This is a genomic window from Enterococcus sp. 3G6_DIV0642 (assembly GCF_002140635.1).
GTDB lineage: Bacteria > Bacillota > Bacilli > Lactobacillales > Enterococcaceae > Enterococcus_D > Enterococcus_D casseliflavus.
In genome coordinates, this window is sequence record NZ_NGLH01000001.1 from 1,471,498 (window position 1) to 1,498,496 (window position 26,999).

The 26,999-nt window shown below is 41.9% G+C and carries 20 protein-coding genes and 2 pseudogenes; 19 read left to right on the forward strand and 3 right to left on the reverse strand.

The annotated features are described in order from the left end of the window. From A5878_RS17620 to A5878_RS07040, 10 genes and pseudogenes are all read left to right on the forward strand, one after another. Nucleotides 1-297: pseudogene (locus tag A5878_RS17620) on the forward strand (hypothetical protein); the annotation flags it as partial. Between the two features lie 182 nt (nucleotides 298-479). Then, nucleotides 480-1,532: an LPXTG cell wall anchor domain-containing protein gene (locus A5878_RS07000; protein ID WP_086295118.1), complete on the forward strand. Its 1,053-nt coding sequence runs from the start codon at nucleotides 480-482 to the stop codon at nucleotides 1,530-1,532. Between the two features lie 297 nt (nucleotides 1,533-1,829). Then, nucleotides 1,830-3,353, forward strand: a complete 1,524-nt coding sequence (locus tag A5878_RS07005; RefSeq protein ID WP_086295120.1) for a helix-turn-helix domain-containing protein — start codon at nucleotides 1,830-1,832, stop codon at nucleotides 3,351-3,353. Nucleotides 3,354-3,593: 240 nt separating this feature from the next. Then, on the forward strand, nucleotides 3,594-4,502 hold the full coding sequence (locus tag A5878_RS07010; RefSeq protein ID WP_074535724.1) for an ABC transporter ATP-binding protein: 909 nt from the start codon (nucleotides 3,594-3,596) through the stop codon (nucleotides 4,500-4,502). Between the two features lie 2 nt (nucleotides 4,503-4,504). Continuing rightward, on the forward strand, nucleotides 4,505-5,308 hold the full coding sequence (locus A5878_RS07015) for an ABC transporter permease (protein WP_010748033.1): 804 nt from the start codon (nucleotides 4,505-4,507) through the stop codon (nucleotides 5,306-5,308). Between the two features lie 107 nt (nucleotides 5,309-5,415). Further along, a complete protein-coding gene (locus tag A5878_RS07020) occupies nucleotides 5,416-5,634 on the forward strand; it encodes a YneF family protein (protein WP_005235432.1) in 219 nt (72 codons plus the stop codon). A 200-nt stretch (nucleotides 5,635-5,834) separates the two neighbouring features. Then, on the forward strand, nucleotides 5,835-7,583 hold the full coding sequence (locus tag A5878_RS07025) for an ABC transporter ATP-binding protein (RefSeq protein ID WP_060792801.1): 1,749 nt from the start codon (nucleotides 5,835-5,837) through the stop codon (nucleotides 7,581-7,583). Further along, complete coding sequence (locus A5878_RS07030) at nucleotides 7,583-9,358, forward strand: ABC transporter ATP-binding protein (RefSeq protein WP_010748035.1); 1,776 nt, start codon at nucleotides 7,583-7,585, stop codon at nucleotides 9,356-9,358. Before A5878_RS07025 ends, A5878_RS07030 begins: the two co-directional genes overlap by 1 nt. Before the next feature lie 305 nt (nucleotides 9,359-9,663). Continuing rightward, nucleotides 9,664-10,506 carry a BglG family transcription antiterminator LicT gene (gene licT, locus A5878_RS07035; RefSeq protein ID WP_005225819.1) on the forward strand — a complete coding sequence of 281 codons (843 nt, stop codon included), beginning with the start codon at nucleotides 9,664-9,666 and terminating at the stop codon, nucleotides 10,504-10,506. A gap of 202 nt (nucleotides 10,507-10,708) precedes the next feature. Beyond that, nucleotides 10,709-12,628, forward strand: a complete 1,920-nt coding sequence (locus A5878_RS07040) for a beta-glucoside-specific PTS transporter subunit IIABC (protein ID WP_086295122.1) — start codon at nucleotides 10,709-10,711, stop codon at nucleotides 12,626-12,628. 78 nt (nucleotides 12,629-12,706) lie between these two features. On the opposite strand, the gene A5878_RS07045 is transcribed toward A5878_RS07040, so the two are convergent. Beyond that, complete coding sequence (locus tag A5878_RS07045; protein WP_010748037.1) at nucleotides 12,707-13,627, reverse strand: MurR/RpiR family transcriptional regulator; 921 nt, start codon at nucleotides 13,625-13,627, stop codon at nucleotides 12,707-12,709. A 260-nt stretch (nucleotides 13,628-13,887) separates the two neighbouring features. Between A5878_RS07045 and A5878_RS07055 the strand changes: the two genes are divergently transcribed. Then, the gene (locus A5878_RS07055; protein ID WP_005225822.1) at nucleotides 13,888-15,279 is read left to right on the forward strand and encodes a 6-phospho-beta-glucosidase; all 1,392 of its coding nucleotides are present in this window, start codon (nucleotides 13,888-13,890) and stop codon (nucleotides 15,277-15,279) included. A 20-nt stretch (nucleotides 15,280-15,299) separates the two neighbouring features. Next, complete coding sequence (locus tag A5878_RS07060; RefSeq protein WP_008378424.1) at nucleotides 15,300-16,733, forward strand: 6-phospho-beta-glucosidase; 1,434 nt, start codon at nucleotides 15,300-15,302, stop codon at nucleotides 16,731-16,733. 235 nt (nucleotides 16,734-16,968) lie between these two features. Here A5878_RS07060 and A5878_RS07065 read toward each other — a convergent pair whose 3' ends face one another. Both A5878_RS07065 and A5878_RS07070 read right to left on the reverse strand, forming a co-directional pair. After that, on the reverse strand, nucleotides 16,969-17,439 hold the full coding sequence (locus A5878_RS07065) for a glutathione peroxidase (RefSeq protein ID WP_005235460.1): 471 nt from the start codon (nucleotides 17,437-17,439) through the stop codon (nucleotides 16,969-16,971). Nucleotides 17,440-17,592: 153 nt separating this feature from the next. Then, complete coding sequence (locus tag A5878_RS07070) at nucleotides 17,593-18,978, reverse strand: MATE family efflux transporter (RefSeq protein ID WP_081116558.1); 1,386 nt, start codon at nucleotides 18,976-18,978, stop codon at nucleotides 17,593-17,595. A 185-nt stretch (nucleotides 18,979-19,163) separates the two neighbouring features. On the opposite strand from A5878_RS07070, the gene trxB reads away from it, so the two are divergent. The 7 genes and pseudogenes from trxB to A5878_RS07105 all read left to right on the forward strand — a co-directional run. Continuing rightward, nucleotides 19,164-20,096: a thioredoxin-disulfide reductase gene (gene trxB, locus A5878_RS07075; RefSeq protein WP_086295125.1), complete on the forward strand. Its 933-nt coding sequence runs from the start codon at nucleotides 19,164-19,166 to the stop codon at nucleotides 20,094-20,096. 147 nt (nucleotides 20,097-20,243) lie between these two features. Beyond that, on the forward strand, nucleotides 20,244-21,971 hold the full coding sequence (locus A5878_RS07080) for a phospho-sugar mutase (RefSeq protein WP_086295127.1): 1,728 nt from the start codon (nucleotides 20,244-20,246) through the stop codon (nucleotides 21,969-21,971). A gap of 247 nt (nucleotides 21,972-22,218) precedes the next feature. After that, nucleotides 22,219-22,512 carry a metalloregulator ArsR/SmtB family transcription factor gene (locus A5878_RS07085; protein ID WP_005225828.1) on the forward strand — a complete coding sequence of 98 codons (294 nt, stop codon included), beginning with the start codon at nucleotides 22,219-22,221 and terminating at the stop codon, nucleotides 22,510-22,512. Nucleotides 22,513-22,628: 116 nt separating this feature from the next. Then, a complete protein-coding gene (locus A5878_RS07090) occupies nucleotides 22,629-23,879 on the forward strand; it encodes a homoserine dehydrogenase (protein WP_086295129.1) in 1,251 nt (416 codons plus the stop codon). 2 nt (nucleotides 23,880-23,881) lie between these two features. Continuing rightward, complete coding sequence (gene thrC / locus A5878_RS07095) at nucleotides 23,882-24,940, forward strand: threonine synthase (RefSeq protein ID WP_005225830.1); 1,059 nt, start codon at nucleotides 23,882-23,884, stop codon at nucleotides 24,938-24,940. Continuing rightward, nucleotides 24,937-25,806 (forward strand): homoserine kinase, encoded by an 870-nt coding sequence (gene thrB, locus A5878_RS07100; protein ID WP_005225831.1) that lies wholly within the window; start codon nucleotides 24,937-24,939, stop codon nucleotides 25,804-25,806. Before thrC ends, thrB begins: the two co-directional genes overlap by 4 nt. A 203-nt stretch (nucleotides 25,807-26,009) precedes the next feature. Continuing rightward, a pseudogene (locus tag A5878_RS07105) lies at nucleotides 26,010-26,981 on the forward strand (ISL3-like element ISEfa11 family transposase); the annotation flags it as partial. Nucleotides 26,982-26,999: the final 18 nt, after the last annotated feature.

The window sequence follows — 26,999 nt, forward strand, 5'->3', positions numbered from 1 at the left end:
ACGGAACCAAGTAGTGAAAGTAGCACCAGCAGTAGCACGGAACCAAGTAGCGAAAGCAGTATGATTAGTAGTTCAGAATCAAATAACGGGAGTAGTTCTAGTAATAATGGAGCGATTACACATCAAAGTTCAACCCCTGGGAACATGCAGGTATCCCAATCAAATAATTTGCATAATCAATCAGAAAAACAGCAGTTTCCTCAAACGAATGAATCGTCTAATCATTTATGGATTGCAATAGGAATGGTTTTAGCAGGATGCGCATTGAAGTTAAGTTGGAGTAAATTTATCAGGTAGATAGAAACTGAAATTTTGGAGGCAGTTTTTTTACTTGGAAGAATAATTAATAAAGACTTATTTAAAGGGAAGATGCCATTTTATTGGGTCTTTCCTTTTTTTTTCGGCGCATGTTTTCTCTGAGAATTTATTATAATTTCCTTATCAAGTTATCTTGAAATATTCATTTAGGAAGTGAGGAAATGAGAAAACTGGTTGGAATTGTGTTGATTTTGCTGTTAGCGGGATTATTGCTGCTGGTGTTTGGCTTCGATCATACTTCAGCAAAAGAACGAGCCGGAGGGAATTTATCGTTTTCTGTTCAAACGAATCGAGTGATCTATGATGAAGCCTTGAAAGTCATTACGATCCCGGTACGGCCGAACAAAACGCTGACTTCACAAAACGTTTGTATCCGTTTAACTTATGGTTGGGATGGCAATGGACACAGTGAAAAGGTGATTGGTGAAACGTATCTAACAAATGTCGATTGGTTTTCAGGTGTTGAAAACTACTTAAGGATCTATGCTGAGATGGCCATCGATGAGATCAAAAGTGTGGATAAAGTAGATTTAATTGTGATTTATGACGGTGAAACAACGATTACTGAAAACTTGAAGCCTAGTCAATGGCAGGTAATAACACCCCCGAGCTCTAGTGAGACCACGAACTCTGAGATAAGCGCAAGCTCTAAGGTGTCTGAAGAAACAAGCTCTTCCTTTAGTAGTATCGAACCGAAATTTAGCGACTCTCAATCGACGGATCCAAGGACTTCTACTACGGAAAACACAAGTCAGGATTCTCAAAGTATCGAAAGTAGTCACAATGCAAGTGAGTCAGAAAACTTCAACACCCAACCAGTTAGTGAGAGTGAATCGACTCATATAACTAGGAGTCGAGAAACCACCGCAACAACAGGAACAACGACCGTTAGTGAAGCGGCATCTGAGAATCTTTCAGATTCAGAAACGAAACCAAACAAATTACCGCCTAACCAAAGTCAGTCAAGCAAGCGAAGTGTTTCCTCCGATGATCCCGCAGGCAAACAACTCGCTAAAGCATCGTCTTCAGTGAAAATGGAACAGGAACAACCTACGGAGACAAGCAGTGCTAAGGAGGTCAATGGAGCCGTACTACCGAAAACCGGCAGCAAAAATACGAGTATTCGCTATTTACTCTTTGGTCTAGGCGTGGTTATCCTTACTGTCTTCCTTTACTGGCTGAATCGAAAGTTATTTTCTGATGAGAGGCAGTAAAGAAAAAAGCCGAGGATAATGAGAGAATTGATACCCCACGATTGGAATTTTCTTCCCCAGAAAGCACAATCACGTTTTGTTTTACCGTTTTTAACAAAAAGTCTGACGATCATTTTGAGGCGTCAGACTTTTTTTAAGAAAATATACAGATAACGAAAGGAAAATTTGTTAAAAGTGATTTGACAGAAAAGAGCGCACGGTGGTACGATCACCAAACACTGCCAGCTTAGAATTTTGTAAGATGACAAATTTAGGATAAAAACAGCGTTTGCTGATTATACGAGCGAGGGAAATTTCATGTTACAGGCACTTTTGGATACGACAGAAAAACAAATTTATGCGTTTCTAAGTTATTGTTACGAAACGAACAAGAAAGACTATACAATTAAAGAGCTCTCAGGTGTTTTTGATAGGAAAACCAACAAAATGCAGTCGATCGTTCAGCAAGTAGAGGTGTTTCGTGCACGCTATCCTCAGTTTACTTTGACCTATGATCGGCTGGAAAAAGAAGTGTCGATTGCTTTTTCTCCACGATTTCTATTGAGCCAAGCCTATAGTGTATTGTTGCAGGGAACCGTTGGGTTTATCTTGCTAGATGCACTCTTTCAGGGGGATTATCATTCCCTTGAACAACTCAGCCACAAAACCTTTAGCAGTCCCCGCACGATTCAACGAAAATTGCAGGAGTTAAATCATGTTTTGGCGAACTATCATTTGTCCTATAGTTTAAAAAAAGGTGATCCTTTGGCAGGTGATGAATATGCGATCCGCTATTTTTATCATCTTACCTATTGGCAAATTTTTGATGAGAAGGACTCACAAGTCTTGGCATCGATCAAGGAGAAAGAGCAGGCTGAAGCGTTGTTTGAAACCCATGCTTCTTATATGAGAAAAATCGATATCGATAAATTTCTTCATCTATTCGCTATCTCCGTGCAAAGAATCCATCAAAAGCATCCGCTTTCGTTTTTACCAAACGAAGTACTTACCTTTGAGCACCCATTAATTGAAAAAAAACAGTTTGATCAGGTCTTTTTGAACCCATTGTTTCACAGGAATCATCTGCCGTTTTCTGAAATTTCGGAGGTTGAACGCAGCTTCTTGTATTATATGTTTGGGGTAATGAACACCTATCTTGAGGAGGATCTCGATGCTGCTAACATCTCGTGGCTGACTCAGCCAAAGTACCAGCAAGAAGCGCAGCTCGTTGAAAAACTAGCCGTGTATTTTCGGTTGACGTTTACAGAAGCCGAAAAAAACTATTTACTGGTTAATCTGGTCATGATCCATTCCGCCTCTGGCAGTTTTGGTACGCGACAAAAAAGCGATAGTTTTGGCAAAACAACCGACGAGCAAGAGCTGCAAGCCGCTTTTCCAGTGCTTTATCCAACCATGAAACGGTTTTTTTTGGAAGCGACTGTTTCTTTACCAGCGTTGCGTAGATTACTGCAAATGAATGATCGCTTGATTTTCCAATACTGTATGTTACTGAGAGTTATTTTTATCAAATATGAACAGCCGGTCACGTTCTCGATCCATTCGAAATACGGAAAAACGCAAGAGCTTTGGATCAAGAACCGCTTGATGAATGCCACGCATCGAGCGATGGCCCATTATTCGCTGTCTCAAAAACCAGATTTGGTGATCAGCGATTATCCGATCCATCAGGAATTTTCCGAGGAAGAACAGCCTTACCTCTTTTATTGGAATGGTCACCCAAGCGCAAAGGAGTGGAAACAGCTCAAGCAAGTGATCAAACAGATCAGAAGTGCCAAGAACAAGGCAGCGTTCGCCCAACTGGCATTCACCCAAACGGAGTGACCCCGCTATAAGATCGAGTAAATAGAACTTATAATTATGCCAAGCGTTTGACTAGCAGCAATAGGGCAAACGTGAAAAGCAACAGGGATACAGGAAGTTGTCAAGAAGCAAAAACAGGAGCATCGATGTTCCTTTTTCACTTCTTGACTTTTTTTTACAGAGATGGCATGGTATACATATTATCATAACGTTTTTTATTTAAAATCGTTGCAGAAATGGTGTTAGGAAGAAGGGGTAACTTTGACAGAAGTATTAGCACTGCAAAATGTTTCCAAATTGATTGGAACCAAACGAATCATTGATGATGTTTCCTTTGTGGTGGACCAAGGACAAGTCGTTGGTTTATTAGGGCCCAATGGGGCTGGGAAGACGACGATCATCCGAATGATCGTTGGCTTGATGAAGCACAACACAGGATCGATTGCCATTATGGGAAATTTATTGGATTCTTCTTTTAAAACAGCGATTGCCTCAGTCGGAGCGATCGTTGAGAATCCTGAGTTTTATAATTATATGACCGGTTATGAGAATTTGATGCAGTATCAACGTATGGCGAAGAAAAAAGGCACAGCCTCTGAGCTAGAAGCCCTGATCCGTCAGGTGCATTTAGAAGGACATATCCATCAAAAAGTCAAAACTTATTCTTTAGGGATGCGTCAGCGTTTAGGTGTTGCCCAGGCGCTGGTCCATCAACCAGATCTATTAGTTTTAGATGAGCCGATGAATGGTCTGGATCCTAAAGGCATGCGGGAGTTTCGGGAAATGATTCTTTCTTTGCGAGCAAAAGGGGTCTCTGTTTTAGTTTCCAGTCATCAGTTAAGCGACATCGAGCAAATTGCGGATCATTTGATCGTGGTGCAAAAAGGAAAAGTCACCCATCAAGTAGCAATGGCAGAGTTGAAAGCAGAGAAAAATGTGTTGATCATCAAAACCGATGATAACTTGCAAACAGAAGCACTGTTAAAAGCTTCCTTTGACGTCGAGGTCTTGCACGTAGAAGACGAATTGCACGTCACGCTGCAAACAGATCAGCGTTCTGAAATCGCTGCAGCGATCGTGACGGCGGGTATCGGCTTAAAAGAACTACGGACAAAGCAATCTTCTTTGGAAGATACATTCTTGGCTTGGACCGAAGAAGGAGGTTTGTAAGCATGCTGACATTGATTAAAAATGAATGGATCAAATTAACCAAAAAGCGTTCTACTTGGATCATGCTGCTTTTATTGGTTTTAATGACGTTTGGCTTGACCTATGTTGTACGCTTAGGTAGTCCAGAAATTGGTGCCAATGATTTATTTGCTTCTTTAAGCGATATGACGTCGTTCTTAAACTTATTTGTAGTGATTGTGGCGGCTTCTTCAGTGGCGGAAGAGTTTAGTCGAGGAACGATCAAGTTCTTATTGATTCGGCCTTTTTCCAGAAGCCAAATCTTAGCAGCAAAAGCCATCAACACGTTTTTATTTGCGCTTTTAGGGACTGCTGTTTTACTCATCAGTAGTTTAGCAGCTGCCAATTTATTTTTAGCAGCTGAATCACCTTTTGCTGCTACTGGCTACAACGGGTTAGCGGCGATTCTCGTTGCCCTTGTTTTTGCGGGAACCAACTTGCTATTGATCGTCTTTTATATTGCACTGACCATCTTTATCTCAGCCGTGATTCGCTCCCAAAGCTTGGCGGTAGGCTTAGGCTTGGGTATGTTGTTTGGAAGCAGCATCATCAACTCGATCATGCTTTTTGCGCAAGAAAAATACCCATGGCTGAAGTGGAATCCATTTAATTTTATGAATATCAAAGAGCAGATACCGAGTTTATTAAATAGTCCTGACATGCAGATGACTGCTTTTGATCCGGGATTGGGCTATTGGGAAATGGCGATTGGGATCCTTGTTTACAGTGTTTTAATCTACCTTTTAACAAATTGGTTATTCAACAAAAGAGATGTCGCATTAAGTTGAGGAGACGAGTGAAAGTTTTTGGATAAATCCAGCTTTCACTCTTTCTTTTTGTGTTTTTTTCTAGTAAAATGATTCATTGAGAGTACAAGAGAAAGGAGAGTTTTCGAATGGTTAGTGTAGGAATCGTAATCGTGATCGCTGTTGTTGCAGCATTACTAGGCGCTGTCGGCGGCTTCTTTTTGGCGCGTAAATATATGCAAGATTATCTAAAGAAAAATCCTCCCGTTAATGAGGATATGCTTCGCTCGATGATGATGTCAATGGGTCAAAAACCTTCTGAGAAAAAAATTCGTCAGATGATGCAGCAAATGAAAAACCAAAAGTAGGGTTTTTTCTAAAAAGCGGGCTGATTTTATCAGCTCGCTTTTTATTGCGGCAAAACGCAGCAACGAATCAAAAATGTCCCCAGGGTACTTTTTCTATTTATGTTCTGTAAATAGCGGGGAAGCAATCGAATCTGAATCCAATGAATATTCGGAAAAATCGCAAAATTTAGGCAACAGGTCATAAAGAAATGGAGAGTGTTATGTCAATATTTAGGAAGTTAGGTTGGTTTTTTAAACAAGAAAAGAAACATTATTTGTTAGGCGTAGGCTCTTTAGTCTTGGTCGCCTTGGTACAGTTGGCCCCTCCCAAAGTTATCGGGATCATCATCGATGAGATTGCGGAAAAAGAGATCTCGATGCAGACGATCTTTTTTTGGGTCATGATCTTGATTGCTTCAGCCATCGCTCAATACGTGTTTCGTTTTGTCTGGCGAACGCATATCTGGGGCAGTGCCGCTCGGCTAGAAAAAACGTTACGCAGACAGCTATTTGCACATTTTACAAGGATGGATCAGTTGTTTTATCAAAAGCATCGGACAGGTGATTTGATGGCCCATGCCACCAATGACTTGAATGCCATCCAAAATGTGGCAGGGGCAGGGATCTTGACCTTTGCCGATTCCTTCATCTCGGGAGGGGCAACCATCATTGCGATGGTTCTCTTTATCGACTGGCGGTTAACGATCATTGCTCTATTGCCGCTGCCTTTCTTAGCAGTCATGGCACGGGTTCTTGGTAGCAAACTGCATGATGCGTTTCGTGACTCGCAAGAAGCATTTTCTTCCATCAACGACAAAGCCCAAGAAAGTATTACTGGGATGAAAGTCATCAAAACCTTTGGACAGGAAAAAGAGGACATCGCTGATTTTCAAACCAAAATCGACCATGCCATCATCAAAAACCGCAAAGTCAATTTTCTGGATGCCTTGTTTGATCCGTTTATTACGATCATCATCGGAATCTCCTATGTGCTAACGATCATCGTCGGCGGCAATTATGTTATGGACGGTACCATCTCGATCGGTCAATTGGTATCCTTCATCAGTTATATCGGTATGTTAGTTTGGCCGATGTTTGCCATCGGACGTCTGTTTAATGTGCTGGAACGAGGCAATGCTAGTTATGATCGGGTTGCCGAATTGTTGGCGGCCAAGACCCATATCATTGAAGCCAAAGATGCGGTCGATGCCCCAGCCCAAGGAACGGTTGACGTTCAAATCAATGATTTTCACTATCAAGGAGATGATTTTGCCCTGCAAGACATCCACTTTACTTTGCCTGCCGGGCAAACACTTGGTGTCGTCGGGAAAACTGGTGCTGGAAAAACCTCTTTGATGAAGCTTTTGTTGCGAGAGTATGATTCATTTGATGGAGCGATCACCTTCGGGGGCATCGACAGCAAGCAATACTCCTTGAATGCTCTTTTGGGTTCGATCGGTTATGTTCCGCAAGATCATTTCTTATTTTCTATGACGATTCGAGACAATATCCGCTTTGCGCAACCACGGGCTTCTCAAGCAGAAGTGGAAGCAGCTGCTGGATTGGCAGTGATCCACGAGGATATCAGTCAGTTTCCTGAAGGGTACGAAACGATGGTGGGGGAACGTGGTGTTTCTCTTTCTGGTGGACAAAAACAGCGTTTATCCATTGCCCGTGCTTTGATCACTGATCCAGAATTATTGATTTTAGATGACGCCCTTTCAGCAGTAGATGCCAAAACAGAAGAAGCTATTTTACAACAGTTGCGGACGTTCCGTCAGAATAAAACAACGATCATTGCTGCCCACCGCCTAAGCAGTGTCAAGCACGCAGAAGAAATTCTCGTGATCGACAATGGGAAAATCAGTGAACGCGGGACCCATGAACAATTATTGGCTGCAAATGGCTGGTATAAAAAAATGTGGGACAAACAGCAACTAGAAGCCAAAATCGAAGGGAGTGAAGCCTAATGCAAGAATCAGAATGGAGCAAATCGATTCCCTTTAAAGAGCAAAAAAACATCATCAAACGAATGTTTCTTTTTGCCAAGCCATTTCGAAAAACCTTCTATGCAGCGATCTTTTTTGCTTTTGTGCTATCGATCGTCAATATCCTGTTGCCTTTGATCATTCAAACCTTTATGGATAATTATTTGACCAATCAAACGGCGACCCAGCAAGTCATTTATTTCTTTGCTGCATTGTATTTCTTTGGGGTGTTGGTAAAAGCTGTGATTTGGTTTTTCCAATGGTTCCTTTATTCGATGGGTTCTTTAAAAACCTATCAGTATATTCGAGCAAAATTATTTGAAAAATTGCATAGTCTTGGGATGCGCTATTTCGATCAGACGCCAGCGGGTTCAATCGTTTCACGGGTCAGTAACGACACAGAAACGTTGTATGAATTTTGGTATGTCTTCTTGATGGTATTGACAGGAATTTTTGCGGTGGTTTCTTCTTTTGCCGCCATGTTCCGCATCAACGTCAAAATTGCCTTACTGAACTTGATTTTTCTGCCAATACTAATGGTAGTCATCTGGTATTATCAAAAATTCAGCTCTCGTATCTATCGTCAAATGCGGGAAAAACTGAGTCAGCTGAATACGAAATTGAATGAATCGATTTCTGGTATGCAAATCATTCAGCAATTCCGTCAAGAGGCGCGGCTGAATGAAGAATTCGAAGCGACCAACGATGATTATTTGAAAACTAGATACGCTATGATCCGCACGAATGCGCTGCTATTATCACCAATCATTAGTTTGTTGTATGCCTTAGCGATCGCCTTGTCGTTAACGGTCTTTGGGTTTGATGCCTTAGAATCGCCCATTGAAGTCGGGTTGATTTTCGCCTTTACGACCTATATTCAAGGATTTTTTAATCCCATGACACAGATGATGGATTTTCTCAGCGTCTTTACTGATGGGATGGTCGCCGGCAGCCGTATTCTAAAGATTATGGATAACGAAGAATACACGCCGCAGCAAAACCCCGATGCTAGTCAAACCATTACCAAAGGGAAAATCGAATTTCGCGATGTCAGTTTTTCCTATGATGGTAAAAACAACGTATTGAATCATATTTCTTTCATCGCCTATCCAGGTGAGACCGTGGCTTTAGTCGGTCACACAGGAAGTGGCAAGAGCTCGATCATCAATGTGTTGATGCGTTTTTATGAATTCGGGGAAGGGCAAATTTTGATCGATGATCAAGATATCCGCGACTTCACGATGGAAGAGCTTCGGAAAAAAGTTGGACTCGTATTGCAAGATGCTTTCATGTTTTATGGGGACATCGCTGACAATATCCGCTTATTGAATCAGGACATTCGTGAAGAACAGATCGAAGCAGCAGCAAAATTTGTTCAAGCAGATGCCTTTATTCAAAAACTACCTGGTAAATACCACGCCAAAGTGATTGAACGGGGCGCCAGCTATTCAAGCGGGCAGCGGCAATTGATTTCCTTTGCCCGCACCATGGTGACCGATCCGAAAGTGCTAGTCTTGGATGAGGCGACTGCCAATATCGATACTGAAACAGAAGGACTGATCCAAGAAGGGTTGGCAAATATGCGTCAAGGGCGAACCACGATCGCGATCGCCCATCGATTGTCTACCATCCGCGATGCCGAGTTGATTTTGGTGCTTGATAAAGGCTCGATCGTCGAACGAGGCACCCATGATGAACTTTTGGCTCAAAAAGGGTTGTATGCCGATATGTACCGTTTGCAGGCAAGTGAAGTTTAATAGTTTTGATAGTAACGCTAACCTTAAAGACTTTCGTTTTTAAGGTTTTTTTGTACGAAAAAAGAAAGAAGGGATGAAAATAAAAATAACGAACAACGATTGACAGCGCTTTCTACCTTTGCTATGATAAAGATAATAAAACTGGTTCTAATGGATAGTGATTGTTGATTTTAAACAAGCTAAACCTGATGAAGCTGCGGTATTTGCGCTGCTTTCATGAGGTTTTTTCTGTGTTGACTGTTGGCTCAGCAATAAAGACAAGCAATGAACCATATCCGCAATGATAAAGTAAGTGGGGGTAGGACATGAAAATCAGTAAAGTGTTAAACAATAATGTTGTGATCACTACCGATCAAAGTCAAAACGAGATTATTGTTATGGGGCGGGGGATTGCATTTAAGAAAAAAGTGGGAGATGAAATTTCTTCAGAAACGGTCGATAAAGTGTATCGCTTAGAAAATCAGACGATCTTATCTCAATTTCAAGAGCTGCTTGCTGACTTACCATTGGAATATCTTGAATTATCCAATGAGATCATTGAGTATGCTCGGCGAGAATTGTCATCCCCAATCAATGATTCCATTTACATCTCGTTGACGGATCACATGCACTGTGCCATTGAACGATCGAAAAAAGGAATGACGGTCAAAAATGTTTTATTGTGGGATATCAAGCGTTTTTTCCCCGATGAGTACCAAATAGGCTGCAAAACAGTAGAGAAAATCAAAGAACATTACGGGATTCAGCTGCCAGATGACGAAGCTGGCTTTATTGCTCTGCATCTGGTCAATGCGCAAACTGAGAATGGTGACCAAGGCAATATTGCTGAACTAACCCAAACGATGCAAGACATCATAAACATTGTTAAATATTTTTTCAAAACAACCTTTGATGAAGAGTCCGTTTATTTTTATCGCTTCACTACGCATTTGAAATTTTTTGTTTCAAGAATGCAAAACCATACTACTCATGTGGATGAAACCGATGAAGATCTTTTGGCTATGGTCAAAGTGAAGTACCGAAATGCGTATCAATGCGTACAAAAAATCGCTGAGCTATTAGAAAATCAGTATCAGTATCAAATGTCCAGTGACGAAAGTTTGTATTTAACGATTCATATTGCCAGACTTGTGCAAAAAAATCGTTGATTGAAAAAAAACAAGAAAGGAGAAGGATTTTTTGATTCATGAGAAGGTGTCGAAAAAGAAAAATTTCTTCGCAATGATTCTTATCAAACGTCAGCTTCAAGACATCTGACCATGTAGCAAGAAATCAAAAAAAAGAAAACATTTTGGATAGTGACATTCAGTTGGCTAAACCTTCAATACAAAAAAATTGGAGGAATCAAAAATGGGAAAATATCGTGAATTAGCAGAAAAAATCGTAGCAAATGTTGGTGGGAAAGAGAACATCAATAGCTTGACGCATTGTATCACACGACTGCGTTTTAAATTAAAGGATGAAGGTGTCGCAAATGATGAAGTCTTAAAGAACATGGATGGGGTCGTGACGGTCATGAAGAGTGGCGGTCAATACCAGGTGGTTATCGGAAACCATGTACCTGATGTCTATGCAGAAGTGATTGATGTAGCAGGAATCAGTGGTGATGCTGAAGAAACAGCTTCAGGTGGCAACTTGTTTGATCGTTTGATCGATATTTTGAGCGGCTGCTTCCAACCCTTCTTAGGGGCTTTGTGTGCGGCGGGGATGATCAAAGGACTAAACGCACTGTTGCTTTTTATTGGTACAACAGGCTTGATCGATTATACAACAACGACTGGTACCTATGTGATGTTCAATGCGATCGGCGATTCGATCTTCATGTTTATGCCAGTGATTTTAGGGTATACGTCAGCGAAAAAGTTTCGCTTAAATCCAATGGTGGGAATCGTGATCGGGTCAGCGCTTTGTTACCCAACGATTCAAGGATCTGCTTTGCAAGCCGCATTTCTTGCAGGCGCTGGCGAGGGAGCTGCTGCACCGTATAGCTTGTTAGGCTTGCCTGCGTACGAAACGTTTTTAGGAATTCCGTGGGTTGGCGCAACGTATACTAGCAGTGTGGTGCCGGTCATCTTTATCATTGCCTTTGCTGCGCAAGTTCAAAAATTTGCGAAAAAAATCATTCCTTCTGTTGTCCAAACGTTCTTAGTGCCGTTCTTGGTTCTCTTGATTGCATTGCCAATTGGGTTTTTGGTGATTGGACCTGTAATCAGTATGTTGACGGACCTTTTGAGCTCAGGATTTGAAGCGTTGATGGACTTCTCACCAGTTGCCTATGGCTTGTTGCTAGGTTTTTTCTGGCAAGTATTGGTTATTTTCGGTCTTCACTGGTCAGTTGTTCCGCTACACATTATGCAAATCACGCAACTTGGTTATAGTCAGATTTTGGTAGCTACGTTTGGTGCCAGCTTTGCTCAAACAGCCGTAGTGATGGCGATGTACTTTAAACTGAAAGATAAAAAACTGAAAGCACTATGTCCACCAGCTATTATCTCAGGGCTTTTCGGTGTAACGGAGCCAGCGATTTATGGGATCACGTTACCGAAAAAAATGCCGTTCTTCTACTCAATGATCGGTGGTGCGGTCGCAGGTGCCTTCTTGATGATCAATGGAACAACGAGCTACACCTCTGGTGGGTTAGGGGTCTTTGGCATTTTCAACTACATCACTCCAGAAGGCGACGCTGGTGGCATGTGGTTCTCTGTCTTCGGAATCTTGATCGCTGCAGCGATTGGCTTTGGTTTGACCATGGCTTTCTGGAAAGATGATGCAGTGGAAGAAGAAATCGCAGAAGGACAACCAGCGATGACTGTTCGAAAAGAAGTGATCACTTCTCCAGTGGAAGGAACGATCGCGCCACTAAGCAGTGCCAAAGATGAAGCTTTTGCTCAAGGAGTGCTAGGAAAAGGCATCCTGATCCATCCATCAAAAGGCGAAGTCGTGGCTCCTTTTGATGGTACAGTGATGACATTGTTCCCAACCAAACATGCCATCGGGTTGATTTCTGAGAATGGTTTAGAACTTTTGATCCATATTGGTTTGGATACTGTTCAATTGAATGGTGAGTTCTTTGAAGCGCATGTGAAGCAAGGCGATAAAGTCACTCGTGGGCAAAAATTGATCAGCTTTGATAAAGATGCATTGATCAAAGCAGGATTCAATATTGAGACCCCAGTGCTAGTGACCAACTCAGCGGATTATTTGGATATCATCGAGTCTGACAAACGAGAAGTTGGTTGTTCCGATGATTTGATCACGGCTTTAGTTTAGGAAACATTTTCCTGCAAAACAGCTATATAAGGATAAAAGCGATCGGTCGTGAAGGCGCGATCGCTTTTTGACAGTCATTTAATTGGGAAACAGTGAGTCCTTATAATGAAGGTTTTTATCATAGGTTGGTTCAGCGATTATCGTTGATGAAGTGGGGCGCTTATCATACGCCATCCCAATATCGATCAAATGCTGCAGATTTTTCTCATAGTGCTCCGAAAAGACGACTGCATACAACAAATCTAGCAAGTAGCAAACTGAGGTATTGATCGTAAAATTCGCGATCTTTGAATAAAGCCTTTCTCTTGTTGTGATATTTAAGACACAATCGCTTAATTTCGCTAACGCATTCTCGCCAATACTAGTCATCCCAATGATGGAGACCTGCCGTTCGGCGAGGATCTTACCGATTTCTTTAACCATTTTGTTTTCACCTGTGTAAGAAATCAAAATCGCGGTCGTATCGGAGGTACAGTTGGATGCCTCATAGGCACTTTCGCCGAAGGTATCGCAGACGTGGATACTTTTTCCTAAACGCCGCATCTTCAAAACAAAGTCTTGAGAAATCAAGGTGTTGGCATTGCTGGCGAAAATCCTGATATGGTTGGCATTGAGCAACGATTGTTTCGCTTTTTGTAATTCATCATGATGGATCAAGGAAAGCGTATCTTCGATCGTTGTTTGTTCAAGCTTTGCCAACTTTTTGGCGATGGTCATAATACCGTCATGGGAAGAGAAGGGAAAGTTCGCATCCACATCGGTAAAATGGCTGCTCATATATGTTTGCTCTTCCACAAAGGCCGTTTTTAAGTCGAGCCAACCATTGAAGCCTAATTTTTTTGCGATCCGAATAAAAGTAGAAGGATGAACATAGGTTTTTTCAGATAATTCCTTGATGGTTTGATCCGCCATCGCGGTCGGATTGGCTAATAAATAATCAATCAACGATCGTTCGGCGGGTGCTAGTTTGATTTGGCGCATTTTTTCTTGTAACAACATGGTATATATGCTCCTTTTTACATTTTTTTATGATTATTTGTAAATGGTTTTTACAGAAAATCGTTTTTATTCAGTACCTAGCGAATCGTTTACATCCTAATTATTCCTTATTTGATGCTCTTTGTAAATCTTTTTTACAAAACACATGCAAGAAGAAGCGAGATTTGCAAACGCTTTTTCTAAATAGGCTATTTACATTGAATCAAATGTTTTTATGAATGATAATAAGAATGTAAATAAAATAGCAAAGGAGCAATACAATGACAAAAGGAATTAAAATTGCAACCATTGGTGGCGGCAGCAGCTATACCCCGGAGTTAATGGAAGGCTTTATCAAACGCTATGAAGAATTGCCGATTCGTGAGATTTGGCTAGTAGATATCGAAGCAGGAAAAGAAAAATTAGCAATCGTTGGTGCGATGGCACAACGGATGTGGGATGCGTCACCCTACGATGTAAAAATCCACATGACATTGGATCGAGAAGAAGCGTTAAAAGATGCTGATTTCGTTACGACTCAATTCCGAGTAGGATTGCTGAATGCCCGTATCAAAGATGAACGAATTCCTGCCTATTACGGCATGATTGGTCAAGAAACCAACGGCCCTGGTGGTATGTTCAAAGCGTTTCGTACGGTTCCAATCATTCTTGAAATCGTTGAAGACATGAAACGCTTGTGTCCCGATGCCTGGTTGATCAACTTTGCGAATCCAAGCGGTATGGTGACTGAAGCAATCGTGCGTTACGGAAAATGGGACAAAGTCATCGGGTTGTGTAACGTGCCTGTCATGGCAACGATGGTTGAACCTGCGTTGCTTGGCAAAGAACCTGACGAATTGATTTACAAATTTGCAGGATTGAACCACTTTCACTGGCACAAAGTTACCGACTCACACGGCAATGACGTTACGATGGACATTATTGATAAAATGTATGAAGAAGACAATGGCTTACCGAAGAATATCTTTGATGTACCATTTTACAAAGAACAGCTGGAACAAATGAAGATGATTCCTTGCGGGTATCACCGTTATTACTATCGTCAAGAAGAAATGTTGAATCATGCGATCGAAGAGTACAAGACTGTCGGTACACGCGCACAGCAAGTGAAACAAACCGAAGCCGAATTGTTTGAGTTGTACAAAGATCCTGAATTAGATCATAAACCAGAACAGCTGCAAAAACGTGGTGGTGCTTACTACTCAGATGCAGCGTGTGAAACGATTGCTTCCATTTATGCTAATAAAAATACCCAAATCGTCGTTTCAACCAAAAATGAAGGCGCCGTTCCAGATCTTCCTGCCGATTGCGTAGTCGAAGTAACAGCTTACGTTGGCGGACAAGGGGCTAGAAATGTTGCCTTTGGTGAGTTACCGACAGCTGAAAAAGGTTGGTTACAGGTAATGAAAGCAATGGAATTATTAACGATCGAAGCAGCTGTGACGGGGGATTACAATATCGCATTACAAGCCTTCACCATCAACCCATTGGTTCCATCAGGTGATACGGCAAAACGTGTCATGGACGAACTGTTTATTGCCCACAAAGATCACTTGCCTAAATTTAAGGAAACGATCGCACGTCTTGAAAAAGAAGGCGTAGAAGTACAAGATGAAGTAGCCCGCGAACTTGATCGCGAACTAGTTAAATAAAGAGAAAGTAGGAAAGAAACATGGCATTTAGAAAAGACTTTTTATGGGGCGGCGCAACAGCTGCCAATCAATGTGAAGGAGGCTACCAAGAAGGCGGACGCGGCTTGGCAAACGTTGACGTGGTACCGATCGGCAAAGATCGTTTTCCAGTCATTACTGGTCAAATGAAAATGTTCGATTTTGATGACGAACATTTCTACCCAGCAAAAGAAGCGATCGATATGTATCATCGCTACAAAGAAGACATCGCGCTATTTGGCGAAATGGGCTTTAAAACCTACCGTTTGTCGATCGCTTGGAGTCGGATTTTCCCTAAAGGGGATGAAACAGAACCAAATGAAGACGGCTTGAAGTTCTATGAAGATCTTTTCAAAGAATGCCACAAATATGGGATCGAACCATTAGTAACGATCACTCACTTTGATTGCCCAATGCATTTAGTTGAAAAATACGGGGCATGGCGTTCTCGTGAATTAGTCGGATTCTATGAAAACTTGTGTAACGTGATTTTCAACCGTTACAAAGGATTAGTAAAATACTGGTTGACCTTCAACGAAATCAACATGATTCTCCATGCGCCATTTATGGGAGCAGGTCTTTACTTTGAAGAAGGCGATAACGTTGAGCAAGTGAAATACCAAGCGGCTCACCATGAGCTATTGGCCTCTGCGATCGCAACGAAAATCGCTCATGAAGTCGATCCTGAGAACAAAGTAGGCTGTATGTTAGCTGCTGGCGCATACTATCCATATACAAGCAAACCAGAAGATGTCTGGGAATCACGCAAAGCAGATCGCGAAAACTATTTCTTTATTGATGTTCAATCACGTGGGGAATATCCACAATATGCGCTGAAAGAAATGGAACGCAATGGGATCGAAATCAAAATGGAAGAAGGCGACCTTGAGCTGTTGAAAGCTCACACCGTAGACTTTATTTCCTTCTCTTACTATTCTTCACGCGTATCGACCACGGACGCTGAGTTATTAGAACAAACGGCTGGCAATATTTTTGCCTCTGTGAAAAACCCATACTTGGAAGCAAGTGAGTGGGGGTGGCAGATTGATCCACTTGGTTTGCGGATCACGATGAATGACATTTATGATCGCTACCAAAAACCATTGTTCATCGTTGAAAATGGCTTAGGAGCTGTGGATACACCAGATGCAGATGGCTATGTGGAAGATGATTACCGCATTCAATATTTGGCAGAACATATTCAAGCAATGAAAGATGCGGTTGAACAAGATGGTGTCGACTTATTGGGTTACACGACTTGGGGTTGTATCGATTTAGTTTCAGCTGGAACAGGTGAAATGAAAAAACGCTATGGTTTCATTTATGTGGACCGTGACAATGAAGGAAACGGCACCTTGAAACGAACAAAGAAAAAATCATTTGATTGGTACAAACAAGTGATTGCTTCAAACGGTGAAGATTTATCGAATAACTAATCATAAGAAGCTGCAGTTGATCCCTTAGAGAAATCTAAGTAGATCAACTGCAGTTTTTTTAAAGTCTTTTTAAAAAACTTTTTAACAAATGATTTCTATAAGTAGAAATGGCTGCTCAGAGATTTTTGATAACCGACAATTAGAGTACTGTAAAATGTTTGCGTTGAAGCAAGTGCAAAAAAGGCGACCTTAAGGATGACATGTTTTGTCCTTGAGGTCGCCTTTATCAGTTTTTTTAAAGAACTTTTTCGATTTCTGGAATCATTTTTTGAGGATTAGTTTGTGGAGCAAAACGCTCAACGACTTTACCTTGGCGGTCCACCAAGAATTTCGTAAAATTCCACTTAATGGCTTTGCCTAGTGTACCCGGTGCTTCTTCTTCCAAATAGCGAAACAAGGGATCTGCGTCTTTGCCATTGATCACCGTTAACTTGTGCATCGGAAAGTCGACACCATAGGTGGTTCGGCAAGCGGCTGCGGCTTCTTCGGCTGACCCGACTTCTTGTTTGAACTGATCAGAAGGAAACCCTAAAACGACCAACCCTTGGTCTTTATAAGTTTCATAAAGACCTTGTAATTCTTTGAACTGCGGGCTCAACCCGCACTTCGTAGCTGTATTGACGATCACTAGCGGTTGACCTTCGTATTTTGCTAGCGAATAAGTTTCGCCATTTTCCAATGTTGCTTGGTAGTCATAGATTGACATAGCAAACGCTCCTTTTAATGTAAATCGTAGTCGATAGCTTCTGAGACAAGTATAGAGCAAAGTCTTCAAAAAAACCAAGCAAACTTCTTGGCGCATTTTATTTTTTATGGAAAACAAAAAAGTCCAGCAGTCACCGAGACCGCTGGACTTTAATTATGCTTCTGGCAATACTTCGGGTTCTGTTTCTTGTGGATGAACGACAGATTTAGTTTTCCATACCCCAGAATGCCAGCGATAGATCATTAAGACACTGCGCAATGCTTCGTCAATGGCATAAGCGATCCAAACGCCGATCAAGCCAAATTTCAAGACGATGGCAAGTGAGTAGGAAAACGGTAAGCTGATGACCCATAGAACAATTAGGCTGCAGATCAATGGGAACTTCACGTCACCACTTGCATTTAATGAACCAACTAGGATCATATTGACTGCACGCGCTGTTTCTAAGACGATCTCTACTAAAAAGACACCTTTAGCAATCTCGATTACTTCGGTATTGGAAGTAAAGATCCCCATGATCGGTTCAATAAATAGATAGGTCAATAAGCAGATCGTTACCGAGGCGATGATCCCGATCACCATCGTGCGCATGCCTCGCTGATGCGCACGATCGAATTCACCCGCACCGACATTGCGGCCAATCATGATTTGGTTTCCTTGACTTAATGCGGAGGCGATCAAATAAACAAATTGGGTGATAGCTGTTACGTAAGATTTTGCAATCAAGACACTTGCGCCAAGTTGAGCCACGATCATCGTCACCACGACTTGCGCTCCTTGATAGGAAAGAGACTCGCCAGAAGAAGGCAATCCGTAAGTCAAAATGTTTTTCATCACGCCCCAAGAGACATTCGAGAAACGGGCAGATAAAACAGAAAAATTCACATGTTTCTTCAGCAACATGGCGGCAATTAGTAAACCGATCGAATTACCAAAGACGCTAGAAAATGCCAATCCAGTCACACCGAAATTCGGTAAACCAAAGGGGCTGTATAAGACAAAGTAATTGCCAATGACGGCTAGGATACTAGCAAACATCGGTACCAATAACGCAGGTTTTGTGAAACTGTGGCTACGCATGACAGCAATTATGACCGCCGTGATCGATGAAAGGAACAGACTTCCGCCATATACTTGTAAGTATCCATGACCTAAAGCAACTAATTCAGCATCTAAGCCCATGAATCGCAAAAGGTAGGTTGAGCCGAAAAGGAACATCAAGCTGATCAAAATCCCGATGAACAATGACCCAAAAAGAGCGGTATTGATGACTTTCGGTATCTGGTCGCGTTTTTTCGCACCAATCAATTGTGCGATAATGATCTGAGTACCCACGGTGATGAAACCGTAAATAAAGACCGTTAAATTCAATAGTTGATTAGCAGCACTGACGGCCGCTACTGCTGGCTCGGAATAATGAGAAATCATCCAAACGTTGACATTCCCAATAACGACTCGCAAAAATAGCTCAACAAAAATCGGCCAGCTGAGAAAAATCAGTTCACGGTCTGATTTTCCTAAAAGTTTTTTCTTATTCAATTGTAAGGACTCCTTATTTTCTATATAATAGACGTATCGTGAAAATTTTACAAAAATTGAAAAGAAAGTCAATGTAATTTTCAAAAGTAAAAGCAGGAATATCTTATTATTTTTTGTAAGCAGATGAGTTGAAAGAATTTGCTTTTGAAAGTAAAGTATGGGTAGTCCAAATTGGAGGGAAATATATGTATGATGTAATTATCATCGGCGCAGGCCCTGCGGGGATGACAGCAGCGCTTTATGCGTCAAGATCGAATTTATCAGTACTAATGATTGAACGAGGAGCACCTGGCGGACAAATGAACAATACGGCTGAGGTTGAAAACTATCCTGGCTTCGATTCAATCTTAGGCCCTGAATTAGCATTTAAAATGTATGAAGGTGCCATTAAATTTGGTGTTGAAAATGCCTATGGGATCGTTCAAAGCATCACGGATCAAGGGGAGTTCAAAGAAGTTGCCACCGAAGACAAAACCTATCAAGGGAAAACAGTCATCATTGCCACAGGATGTGTACATAGAAAGTTAGGCGTCAAAGGCGAAGAAGAATTCGCAGGACGCGGAGTTTCATACTGTGCGGTTTGTGACGGTGCCTTTTTCCGTAACAAACGCTTGATCGTTGTTGGTGGAGGCGACTCAGCAGTCGAAGAAGCTATCTACTTAACGCAATTTGCTTCTGAAGTAACGATCGTTCACCGTCGTGATGAATTACGAGCACAAAAAATCATCCAAGACCGCGCATTTGCCAACGAGAAAATCTCTTTTATTTGGGATTCTGTTGTGGAAGAAATCAAAGGCAATGAGATGGTCGTAACTGGCGTGCAAATCAGAAACGTAAAAACGGATGAAGTGACAGAAGAAGCTGCTGGCGGTGTCTTTATCTATGTTGGTTTAGATCCGTTGACAGAACCATTCAAAGCTAGCGGTATCACGAATGATGCTGGCTGGATCTTAACAAATGATCAGATGGAAACTTCAATTCCTGGTGTTTACGCGATTGGCGATGTTCGTGAAAAAGGCTTGCGTCAAATCACAACGGCAGTCGGCGATGGCAGTATTGCTGGTCAACAAGTGTTTGATTTTATTGAAACACAAAAGGATGCTCAATTAACAAAATAATCTAATGGAATTAGCTGTTATTTTTAAAGTGTCAATCACTTTTGATAGCAGCTTTTTTTATTTTTCGTTTGGTTATTCTTTGAGAAATCTGTAAGTAGTGTTATACTAATTTTAGAGCATTTTAACGGAAAAAGGAGAGGTTATTTTATGGCATGGGAACAAACATTTAATCAATGGAAAAACAGTGAACACTTAGATCCACAATTAAAAGAACAATTGACCGCATTAGAAGCAGATCCTGCGATGTTAGAAGACGCTTTTTATATGCCTTTGGAATTTGGGACTGCTGGCATGCGAGGGATTTTAGGACCTGGTATCAATCGGATGAACATTTATACGATTCGTCAAGCAACGGAAGGCTTGGCTCGCTTTATGGATACACAAGATCCCGAAACAAGACGTCGTGGCGTAGCGATTGCCTATGATTCCCGTCATTTTTCACCTGAGTTCGCGATGGAAGCAGCAAAAACATTGGCAAAACATGATATTCCAGCCTTTGTCTTTGAAAGCTTACGTCCGACGCCAGAATTATCTTTTGCTGTGCGTTACTTAAAAACCTTTACTGGAATCATGATCACTGCTTCTCACAATCCAGCCGAATACAATGGCTACAAAGTATATGGGGAAGATGGTGGGCAAATGCCACCAGCAGATGCGGATGCATTGACAAAATTTGTTCGGGAAATTGAAAATCCGTTGGAAATCCCTGTATTAAGTGAAGACGAAGCCAAAAACAGCGGCTTGATCTCTATTATTGGCGAAGAAATCGATACTGCCTATCTGAAAGAAATCAAAGAAGTCACGATCGATCAAGAATTGATCGATACGGTGGGCAAAGATTTGAAACTTGTCTATACACCACTTCACGGAACAGGGCGGATGCTTGGCGAGAAAGCGTTGAAACAAGCTGGTTTCCAACAATTCATTATTGAACCCTCACAAGCGGTTGCTGATCCAAACTTCAGTACAGTAAAATCACCGAATCCAGAAGAGCACTCTGCCTTTGAATATGCGATTGCTTTAGGAGAAAAAGAAGGTGCTGATCTATTGATCGCAACAGATCCAGATGCCGATCGCTTAGGGGCTGCAGTAAGAATGCCAGATGGCAACTACCAAGTCTTGACAGGTAACCAGTTAGGTGCATTGATGATCCGTTACATTCTAGAAGCCCATAAAACAGCTGGAACATTGCCAGAAAATGCAGCAGTCTTAAAATCGATCGTTTCTAGTGAATTGCCAACAGCGATCGCTAAATCCTACGATGTTGATATGATCAATGTTTTAACTGGCTTTAAATTTATTGCCGAAAAAATCCAACAATTTGAAACAGACCATTCTCAAACTTTCATGTTTGGCTTTGAAGAAAGCTATGGCTACTTAGTTAAACCATTCGTACGGGACAAGGACGCGATCCAAGCGCTCGTTTTATTAGCAGAAGTGGCTGCTTTTTACAAACAATCAGACAAAACATTGTATGATGGTCTGCAAGATATTTTTGAAGAGTACGGCTACTATGCAGAAAAAACGATTTCTGTAACGATGAGCGGCATGGAAGGGGCAACTAAGATTGCTGCCTTGATGAAGACTTTCCGTGAAAAAGCACCTTCCGTCTTCGCAGGAACCCCTGTCGTGCAAACAGAAGACTTTAAATTGTTGACTCGTGTGGGCTTAGATGGTCACCAACAAAAAATGACCACACCGCCTTCTGATGTTTTGAAATACACCTTGGAAGATGAAAGCTGGATTGCTGTTCGTCCTTCTGGGACCGAACCTAAAATCAAGTTTTATATTGGTGTAAAAGGCGATACGGCAGAAGCAGCAGAACAAAAAATTGCTGATCTGCAAGCAGCGATCGAAGAAATCACAGGTGAATAAAGTCATCTGATGTCTTCATAATCAAAAAAATTGCAATTGACTGAATGATCCGAGTGGTAGAAAAAGAAGCGTTCGCTTCCCTCAGCAAACAGGTGTTGAGGGACCGAAGCTTCTAAAGGGAATTTTCTGACGCTTGGATCTATTCTTGTCTTTTAGCTCGTTTCTTCTCCTTGATCGTCGAGCATTGATTGACAAGCTGTCTATCAAGGGCTAAAATGCAAAAGGAAATAAGAGAGGATGTGGCGCGATGACTACGCCGAAACTAGAAGAAATTCAGCAAGTAACACAGATTTTTAAAATGCTTAGTGATCCCACTAGACTAAAAATTTTGTTGTCTCTTCAAGAAGGAGAGCGCAATGTCACTTCGATTGCAGAACAAGTACATATGGAACAATCAGCAGTTTCTCATCAGCTGAAACTTTTGAAAGATAATCGGATCGTAAAGTCGGAAAGACAAGGGAAAACCATCCTTTATAGTCTTGATGACAAACATGTTGTGGATATTTTGCAAAAAACATTCGAACATATCCATCACCGTTAAAACTAGGGCGAGAATTTCTCAAAAGTCCTAGTTTTTTCTTATTGTTTTTGGTATGCTAGTGGAAATATTAAAATTAGATGAACGGTTTTTAATAACGTTTTCAGTTAGGGGGCATTATGGGTAAGCAATTGAACATTGGATTATTAGGAATGGGTGTTGTCGGCAGCGGGGTATGCCAAGTGTTGGCAGAGCAAAAAGAAGCCATTCTGGCACGCACAGGAGTCAGTGTGCAAATCACGAAAGCATTAGCTTCGCCTTACGAGGATAAGTCTGCGTTAGCGGCTAAGTACGGGTTTGCGTTGACGAATGAGGCAAATGAGTTGTTTGAAGATGAGACCATTGACGTAATTGTGGAATTGATCGGGAAGATCGATCCGGCAAAAGCGTTTATTTCAGCTGCTTTAGAAAATAAGAAGCACGTTGTGACGGCAAATAAAGACTTGATTGCCACCCATGGACCTGAGCTACTGGCAATCGCTGAAAAAGCCGGGGTGTCTCTTTATTATGAAGCCAGCGTGGGTGGTGGCATTCCTATCTTGCGTACATTGAGCACCCACTATCTGCCTGATACCATCACAGGAATTTTTGGCATCGTCAATGGGACGACCAATTATATGCTGACGAAAATGACGGAAGATGGCATGACCTATGAAGATGCTTTGTCTCAAGCCCAAGCAAAAGGCTTTGCCGAATCAGATCCTACCAATGATGTTGACGGTATCGATGCGGCTTATAAAATGGTGATCCTGACCAAATTTGCTTTTGGGAAAACGATCCATGTTGCTGATGTGGCAACAAAAGGCATCCGTGGCTTAGCTGTGGCAGATATTAAGCAGGCACAAGCCTTTGGTTATGAAGTGAAGTTGATCGGTGTAGCACAAAAGACAGTTGACGGTTCCCTTACTGTGTCAGTTGGACCTGTATTAGTGCCGAAAAACCATGCGTTAGCGACGATCCAAAACGAGTTTAATGGCATTTTTATCGAGAGTGAAGGCATCGATCAATCAATGGTTTATGGACCAGGAGCAGGATCGCGACCGACGGCCACCAGCGTGGTAGCGGATTTGACCGTTTTAGCAAAAAATAAAAGCTTTGGGATCGTTGAACCTTTTCTAACCTTTGAAAAAGAAACAGCATTAGCATCTGTAGAAGAAGTTTCTAGTCGGCATTATGTGTCGTTTTCAAGTCAAGAGATCAAAGGAAAAGCTCTTCCAGAATGGTTTGCGTTTGAGCAAACGGTGTTCAACGAAGCAAACCAACGAATAGCTGGAATCACCAATCCAATGAGCGAAAAAGAGCTAACAGAAAAACTCGCAACTTATACCGATGCACAAGACATACAAATAATGAAAGTGATGGAGGAATAAACATGTATCAAGGATTATTGCATCAATACAAGGAATATCTGCCAGTCAACGAAAATACACCAGCATTGTCGCTGGCTGAAGGCAACACGCCGTTGATTCCCTTACCAAGCCTTTCCAAGGAATTAGGGATTCAATTGTATGGAAAATACGAAGGGCTGAATCCGACAGGCTCTTTTAAAGACCGAGGGATGGTCATGGCGGTGGCAAAAGCGGTGGAAGAAGGTGCCAAAGCAATCGTCTGTGCATCGACAGGAAATACCAGTGCGGCAGCAGCAGCTTATGCGACCAGAGCGGGGATCAAAGCCTATGTTGTTATTCCAGATGGCAAGATCGCTATGGGAAAATTGGCGCAAGCAATCGTTTATGGAGCCGACATCATTTCGATCCCAGGAAACTTTGATGAAGCGTTAAAAGCAGTACGAGATATTGCAGAAACCGAAGCCGTGGCGCTAGTAAACTCAGTCAATCCTTATCGTTTAGAAGGACAAAAAACAGCGGCCTTTGAAGTATGCGAACAATTAGGACAAGCACCAGATGTTCTTGCGATTCCTGTCGGTAATGCAGGGAATATCTCGGCATATTGGAAAGGGTTCAAAGAATGGCATGAGAAAAAAGGCACCGCGTTGCCAAGAATGCATGGGTTTGAAGCTGAAGGTGCTGCTGCGATCGTCCGTGGGGAAGTCATCGAACAACCAGAAACGATCGCTACAGCGATTCGGATCGGCAATCCAGCCAGCTGGCAGTTGGCAGAAGCTGCTCGTGATGAATCAAATGGACACATCGATGCAGTAACCGATGAGGAAATTTTGAATGCTTACCGTAAAATTGCTGCGCAAGATGGTGTGTTTATTGAACCAGGCTCAGCTGCCTCGCTGGCTGGTGTCATCCAGCACGTGAAAGCAGGGAAAATCAAACCAGGTGAGACTGTCGTTGCCGTCTTTACTGGAAATGGTCTGAAGGATCCTGATACAGCTATCAAAGCGACAGAAGTAACCATCAATAAGATGAGTGATTTAGAAGAAATGCGTCAGCATCTTCGTGAAGGAGTTGCCAATCTATGAAGATCCGCGTTCCTGCAACCAGTGCGAACTTAGGGCCTGGTTTTGATTCCTGCGGGATTGCCCTGTCAAAGTATTTGTTCATTGAAGTTTTAAAAGAAAACGATACGTGGGAAATCATCCATGAGCTAGGTTCAGAGATCCCAACGGATGAAACCAACTTGCTTTTGCGTGTGGCATTGAAATTAGCACCAAACATGAAGCCTTTGAAAATCCGAATGAGTTCGGACATTCCTTTGGCACGAGGCTTAGGCAGCAGTTCCTCAGTGATCGTCGCCGGGATTGAACTAGCCAACCGCATGGCCCACATGAATCTGAGTGCAGCACAAAAGCTTGAGATCGCAACTGCCATCGAAGGGCATCCTGACAACGTTGGACCAGCAATTTATGGAGATTTTGCGGTTGCTGCTTACGACCATCAGCACAAGCATACGTATTTAGTCAAGCATCATTTTCCAGAGTGCGAGATCATTGCCTATATTCCTCATGAAGAACTGTTGACTGAAGCAAGTCGTCAAGTCTTGCCGCAGACCCTTTCTCACGAGCAAGCTGTCGAAGCCAGTGCGATCGCCAACGTGATGATCGCAGCGGTCATCAATGGCAATCTGCCTCTTGCAGGAAAATTGATGCAGCAGGATCGTTTTCATGAAGCCTATCGGGAAAAGCTTGTACCGCACTTGTCGACCATTCGCCAAATCTGCGAAGAAGAAGGCGGCTATGGCTGTTTCTTAAGCGGCGCAGGTCCTACGGTCTTAGCGATCGTCCCAGAGGAACGGGCAGAACGAATCTCAAAACTTTTGCACGCCTTGGAGAGCAATGCGTATATTGAACAATTGCAAATCGATCGTGAAGGGCTGCAAGTGTTCTAAAAGAGAATAATAAATGAGCCACAGACCAAAAACGGTGAGCAGAAGATTTTCTGCTCACCGTTTTTCAGGCTCTATAATTTATGGGACTGATGAATCAGAATTGATTCTTCAGTCCCATTTTCATTTTAGGTATTAAAAAACATATCGTTCTCTAGTATGATTAAATCACCACAAAATAAACAACTGAGAGGACGATATGCTATATGAATGATTCTATCAAAAAAATGCTGAGAATAATAGAGAAAGATTTGATGATTACAGAGGTCTCTTACGAGACCCTTCAGAAGAAAAAGACGTTGGTCGTCGATGCTGTTCTCTCGCCTACTCCTCGTGCTTGTAGAAGTTGTGGTTCTACTGTGGTAGATGGAAACGGGAAAGCAATTATAGTGAAAAATGGGAAGAAGGAAACGATTGTCCGTTTTGAACAATACAATCATATGCCTTTGGTTATGCGCCTAAAAAAGCAGCGCTATACCTGTAAAAACTGCCGAACCCATTGGACTGCTCAAAGTTATTTTGTCCAACCCAGACATTCAATCGCAAATCATGTTAGATATAAAATTGCTTCTTTACTGACTGAAAAAGTATCTTTATCTTTTATTGCGAAAAGCTGTCAGGTATCTTTGACCACCGTTATTCGTACATTGAAAGAGTTTAAAAGCTATTTACCAAAGCAATCTAAGAAGATTCTCCCCAGAGTATTGATGGTTGATGAATTTCGTTCCCATGCTTCCATAGAAGATAAAATGAGCTTTATTTGCGCAGATGGCGAAACAGGAAAATTAATAGATGTTTTGCCTACGCGTAAATTACCTCGATTAACAAGCTATTTCTTAGGTTGTACCAATCCAGAAGAAGTAGAATTCTTGGTGACAGACATGAACGCCGCCTACTTCCAGCTCACCAAACGTGTTCTGCCAAATGCGAAAGTAGTGATTGATCGGTTTCATATTGTCAAACACATGAATCAAGCGTTCAATGAGTTGCGTATCCGTGAAATGAATGAACTTCGTAAAGCAGGACAGAAAAGCCAGGCAGAAAAACTGAAAAAGAACTGGCGCTTTTTGCTAAAAAATCGTGCAAACATCAACCATTATGAATACAAAACATGGAAAAGTTTCCGAGCACCAAAATACCCATTTCTTACTGAAGCAATGATGATTGATCGATTGCTTGAGTTTTCTACGCCCCTG

What these genes read in the sequence shown, in the direction of transcription:
- A5878_RS07000 (WP_086295118.1), top strand. Translation starts at nt 480, where the DNA reads ATGAGAAAACTGGTTGGAATTGTGTTGATTTTGCTGTTAGCGGGATTA.
- A5878_RS07005 (WP_086295120.1), top strand. Translation starts at nt 1,830, where the DNA reads ATGTTACAGGCACTTTTGGATACGACAGAAAAACAAATTTATGCGTTT.
- A5878_RS07015 (WP_010748033.1), top strand. Translation starts at nt 4,505, where the DNA reads ATGCTGACATTGATTAAAAATGAATGGATCAAATTAACCAAAAAGCGT.
- A5878_RS07020 (WP_005235432.1), top strand. Translation starts at nt 5,416, where the DNA reads ATGGTTAGTGTAGGAATCGTAATCGTGATCGCTGTTGTTGCAGCATTA.
- A5878_RS07025 (WP_060792801.1), top strand. Translation starts at nt 5,835, where the DNA reads ATGTCAATATTTAGGAAGTTAGGTTGGTTTTTTAAACAAGAAAAGAAA.
- A5878_RS07030 (WP_010748035.1), top strand. Translation starts at nt 7,583, where the DNA reads ATGCAAGAATCAGAATGGAGCAAATCGATTCCCTTTAAAGAGCAAAAA.
- licT (WP_005225819.1), top strand. Translation starts at nt 9,664, where the DNA reads ATGAAAATCAGTAAAGTGTTAAACAATAATGTTGTGATCACTACCGAT.
- A5878_RS07040 (WP_086295122.1), top strand. Translation starts at nt 10,709, where the DNA reads ATGGGAAAATATCGTGAATTAGCAGAAAAAATCGTAGCAAATGTTGGT.
- A5878_RS07045 (WP_010748037.1), bottom strand. Translation starts at nt 13,627, where the DNA reads ATGTTGTTACAAGAAAAAATGCGCCAAATCAAACTAGCACCCGCCGAA.
- A5878_RS07055 (WP_005225822.1), top strand. Translation starts at nt 13,888, where the DNA reads ATGACAAAAGGAATTAAAATTGCAACCATTGGTGGCGGCAGCAGCTAT.
- A5878_RS07060 (WP_008378424.1), top strand. Translation starts at nt 15,300, where the DNA reads ATGGCATTTAGAAAAGACTTTTTATGGGGCGGCGCAACAGCTGCCAAT.
- A5878_RS07065 (WP_005235460.1), bottom strand. Translation starts at nt 17,439, where the DNA reads ATGTCAATCTATGACTACCAAGCAACATTGGAAAATGGCGAAACTTAT.
- trxB (WP_086295125.1), top strand. Translation starts at nt 19,164, where the DNA reads ATGTATGATGTAATTATCATCGGCGCAGGCCCTGCGGGGATGACAGCA.
- A5878_RS07080 (WP_086295127.1), top strand. Translation starts at nt 20,244, where the DNA reads ATGGCATGGGAACAAACATTTAATCAATGGAAAAACAGTGAACACTTA.
- A5878_RS07085 (WP_005225828.1), top strand. Translation starts at nt 22,219, where the DNA reads ATGACTACGCCGAAACTAGAAGAAATTCAGCAAGTAACACAGATTTTT.
- A5878_RS07090 (WP_086295129.1), top strand. Translation starts at nt 22,629, where the DNA reads ATGGGTAAGCAATTGAACATTGGATTATTAGGAATGGGTGTTGTCGGC.
- thrC (WP_005225830.1), top strand. Translation starts at nt 23,882, where the DNA reads ATGTATCAAGGATTATTGCATCAATACAAGGAATATCTGCCAGTCAAC.
- thrB (WP_005225831.1), top strand. Translation starts at nt 24,937, where the DNA reads ATGAAGATCCGCGTTCCTGCAACCAGTGCGAACTTAGGGCCTGGTTTT.